Source organism: Streptomyces sp. NPDC060198 (assembly GCF_042728415.1).
Lineage (GTDB): Bacteria > Actinomycetota > Actinomycetes > Streptomycetales > Streptomycetaceae > Streptomyces.
Genome location: NZ_JBHWZJ010000531.1, coordinates 1 through 3722 on the forward strand (window position 1 = coordinate 1; position 3722 = coordinate 3722).

Below are 3722 nucleotides of genomic sequence, written 5' to 3' on the forward strand. Positions count from 1 at the left end.
CACCGGAGCACGACCTCGCGGGGGCCGGCGTGGGACGTCGACGACAGGACGGTCCTCGGCGTCCGCGACTCCTCGTCAGGCGCGGCCGGCTTCCGCTCCGCGCCCGAAGGGACGTCGTCGCAGGTCGCCCGCGCGGCCCGGTCGCGCGGGCGGCGGTCGGCGTCCGCCCGCCGTCCGGCTCCGACCTCCACATGTCCCGGAGCGGCGTCTGCGCCTCCTTCGGTGCGGCCAGGTCGATTTGCCGGCCCCGCCGGGTGTCCCGGGTGAGCATGTGGTCGCTGTGGAAGCCGTCCGGCCGCGCACGAAACGTCCGTCTGCTGGACCGGGGCCGGCCCGGCCCTCAGGTCGTGGGAGGATCGGGGGTGGCGGGCCAGGGCCGCGCACCCGGCCGTGCCGTCGCAGTTTTAGCGCGCGAGCAGGAGGAGCACCGTTGAGCAGGTTGCGCTGGCTGACCGCGGGGGAGTCGCACGGCCCCGCACTCGTGGCGACGCTGGAGGGTCTTCCCGCCGGCGTCCCGGTCACCACGGAGATGGTGGCCGACGCCCTCGCCCGGCGGCGGCTCGGTTACGGGCGCGGTGCCCGGATGAAGTTCGAGCAGGACGAGGTCACCTTCCTCGGCGGCGTACGCCACGGCCTCACCATGGGGTCCCCGGTCGCCGTCATGGTCGGCAACACCGAGTGGCCCAAGTGGGAACAGGTCATGTCCGCCGACCCGGTCCCCGAGGAGGAGCTGGCCGCGCAGGCCCGCAACGCCCCGCTGACGCGCCCCCGGCCCGGCCACGCCGACCTGGCGGGCATGCAGAAGTACGGATTCGACGAGGCCCGGCCGATCCTGGAGCGCGCCAGCGCCCGGGAGACCGCCGCCCGCGTGGCGCTCGGCGCCGTCGCCCGCTCCTACCTCAAGGAGACCGCGGGCATCGAGATCGTCAGCCACGTCGTCGAACTGGCCGCCGCCAAGGCGCCGTACGGCGTGCTGCCGACCCCGGCCGACGTGCCCGCGCTCGACGCCGACCCGGTCCGCTGCCTCGACGCCGACGCGTCGAAGGCGATGGTCGCCGAGATCGACCAGGCCCACAAGGACGGCGACACCCTCGGCGGAGTCGTCGAGGTACTCGCGTACGGCGTGCCGGTGGGACTCGGCTCGCACGTGCACTGGGACCGTCGCCTCGACGCCCGGCTCGCCTCCGCCCTCATGGGCATCCAGGCGATCAAGGGCGTGGAGGTCGGCGACGGCTTCGACCTCGCCCGGGTGCCCGGCTCCAAGGCCCACGACGAGATCCTCGTCACCGAGGACGGCATCAAGCGTGCCACCGGCCGTGCCGGCGGCACCGAGGGCGGCCTGACCACCGGTGAGCTGCTGCGGGTCCGCGCCGCGATGAAGCCGATCGCGACCGTGCCCCGGGCGCTGGCCACCGTCGACGTGGTGACCGGCGAGCCCGCCAAGGCCCACCACCAGCGTTCCGACGTCTGTGCCGTGCCGGCCGCCGGAATCGTCGCCGAGGCGATGGTCGCCCTGGTGCTCGCCGACGCCGTCGCCGAGAAGTTCGGCGGGGACAGCGTCGCCGAGACGCGCCGGAACGTGCGGGGGTACCTCGACAACCTGCAGATCCGATGAGCGCGCCGCTGGTCGTCCTCGTCGGTCCCATGGGGGTCGGCAAGTCCACGATCGGTGAGCTGCTCGCCGGGCTGCTCGGAGCCCCGTACCGCGACACCGACGCCGATGTGGTGGCGACGGCGGGCAAGCCCATCTCGGAGATCTTCTTCGACGAGGGCGAGGAGCGCTTCCGCGAACTGGAGCGCCACGCCGTGCGCGAGGCCGTCGCCGGGCACACCGGTGTGCTCGCGCTCGGCGGCGGGTCCGTGCTCGACGAGGACACCCGGGACCTGCTGGCCGGGCATGCGGTCGTCTACCTCTCCATGGACGTGGAAGAGGCGGTCAAGCGCGTCGGACTGGGCACCGCGCGACCGCTGCTCGCGGTCAATCCGCGCCGGCAGTGGCGCGAGATGATGGAACTCCGCCGCCACCTGTACGAAGAGGTGGCGCGGGTGACCGTCGCCACCGACGACCGCACCCCCGAGGAGATCGCCCGCGAGATCCTCGACGCACTGGAACTGCCGGAACGCGACACCACGCCCGGCCGGGAGAAGACAGCAATGACCGAGCAGGCACCCACCCGCATCCAGGTCGCCGGCACCGCGGGCAGCGACCCGTACGAAGTGCTGGTCGGCCGGCAGCTCCTCGGCGAACTGCCGAGGCTCATCGGCGACCGCGCCAAGCGCGTCGCGGTGCTGCACCCCGAGGCACTCGCCGAGACCGGCGAGGCGGTCCGCGAGGACCTCGCATCCCAGGGGTACGAGGCCATCGCGATCCAGCTGCCGAACGCCGAGGAGGCCAAGACCGTCGAGGTCGCGGCCTACTGCTGGAAGGCGCTCGGGCAGACCGGCTTCACCCGCAGCGACGTCATCGTCGGTGTCGGCGGCGGAGCCACCACCGACGTCGCGGGGTTCGTCGCGGCGAGCTGGCTGCGCGGGGTGCGCTGGATCGCGGTCCCCACCACGGTCCTCGGCATGGTCGACGCGGCCGTCGGCGGCAAGACGGGCATCAACACCGCCGAGGGCAAGAACCTCGTCGGCGCCTTCCACCCGCCGGCCGGGGTGCTCTGCGACCTGGCCGCCCTGGACTCGCTCCCGGTGCACGACTACGTCTCCGGGATGGCCGAGATCATCAAGGCCGGCTTCATCGCCGACCCGGTGATCCTCGACCTCGTCGAGTCCGACCCCGAGGGTGCCCGTACGCCCGCCGGACCGCACACCGCCGAGCTGATCGAGCGCTCCATCCGGGTCAAGGCCGAGGTCGTCTCCAGCGACCTCAAGGAGGCCGGACTCCGCGAGATCCTCAACTACGGCCACACCCTCGGCCACGCGATCGAGAAGAACGAGCGCTACAAGTGGCGTCACGGCGCCGCCGTCTCGATCGGCCTGGTCTTCGCCGCCGAGCTGGGCCGGCTCGCCGGCCGGCTCGACGACGCCACCGCCGACCGGCACCGCACCGTCCTCGCGTCGGTCGGTCTGCCGCTCACCTACCGGGGCGACCAGTGGCCGCGCCTGCTGGAGAACATGAAGCTCGACAAGAAGTCCCGCGGCGACCTGCTGCGCTTCATCGTCCTCGACGCGCTCGGCAAGCCCACCGTCCTGGAGGGCCCGGACCCTGCCGTCCTGCTCGCCGCCTACGGAGAGGTCTCCGCGTGACCCGTCACGTGCTCGTGCTGAACGGCCCGAACCTCGGCCGCCTGGGCTCCCGCGAGCCCGACGTCTACGGGGCCACCTCGTACGCCGGGCTCGTCGAGACCTGCCAGTCGCTCGGCAAGGAGCTCGGCTTCGACGTCGAGGTCCGCGAGACCAACGACGAGGGCCAGATGATCCGCTGGCTCCACGAGGCAGCGGACGGTTCGGTCCCGGTGGTCATCAACCCCGGTGCGTTCACCCACTACTCGTACGGGATGAGGGACGCGGCCTCGCAGCGCACCGCGCCCCTCATCGAGGTGCACATCTCCAACCCGTACGCGCGCGAGGAGTTCCGGCACACCTCCGTGGTCGCGCCGATCGCCACCGGGACCGTCGCGGGATTCGGCATCGGCTCCTACCGGCTGGCGCTGCGCGCGCTGGCCGAAGAGCTGACGGACTGACCCGGCGTCACCGGCCACCGGGTGCCCGCGTGCGGG

At 73.0% G+C, this 3722-nt stretch carries 3 protein-coding genes and 1 pseudogene; 3 read left to right on the top strand and 1 reads right to left on the bottom strand.

What is annotated here, in order from left to right:
• Window positions 1-191: pseudogene (locus ACFWEP_RS32905) on the bottom strand (transglutaminase domain-containing protein); the annotation flags it as partial.
• Between the two features lie 239 nt (window positions 192-430).
• Between ACFWEP_RS32905 and aroC the strand changes: the two are divergent.
• The 3 genes from aroC to aroQ are packed head-to-tail and all read left to right on the top strand — an operon-like array spanning window position 431 to window position 3686.
• Window positions 431-1615, top strand: a complete 1185-nt coding sequence (gene aroC / locus ACFWEP_RS32910; RefSeq protein ID WP_387375708.1) for a chorismate synthase — start codon at window positions 431-433, stop codon at window positions 1613-1615.
• Complete coding sequence (aroB, locus tag ACFWEP_RS32915) at window positions 1612-3249, top strand: 3-dehydroquinate synthase (RefSeq protein WP_387375710.1); 1638 nt, start codon at window positions 1612-1614, stop codon at window positions 3247-3249. Before aroC ends, aroB begins: the two co-directional genes overlap by 4 nt.
• Complete coding sequence (gene aroQ, locus ACFWEP_RS32920) at window positions 3246-3686, top strand: type II 3-dehydroquinate dehydratase (RefSeq protein WP_387375712.1); 441 nt, start codon at window positions 3246-3248, stop codon at window positions 3684-3686. The genes aroB and aroQ overlap by 4 nt, the downstream gene beginning before the upstream one ends.
• Window positions 3687-3722: the final 36 nt, after the last annotated feature.

What these genes read in the sequence shown, in the direction of transcription:
- aroB (WP_387375710.1), top strand. Translation starts at nt 1,612, where the DNA reads ATGAGCGCGCCGCTGGTCGTCCTCGTCGGTCCCATGGGGGTCGGCAAG.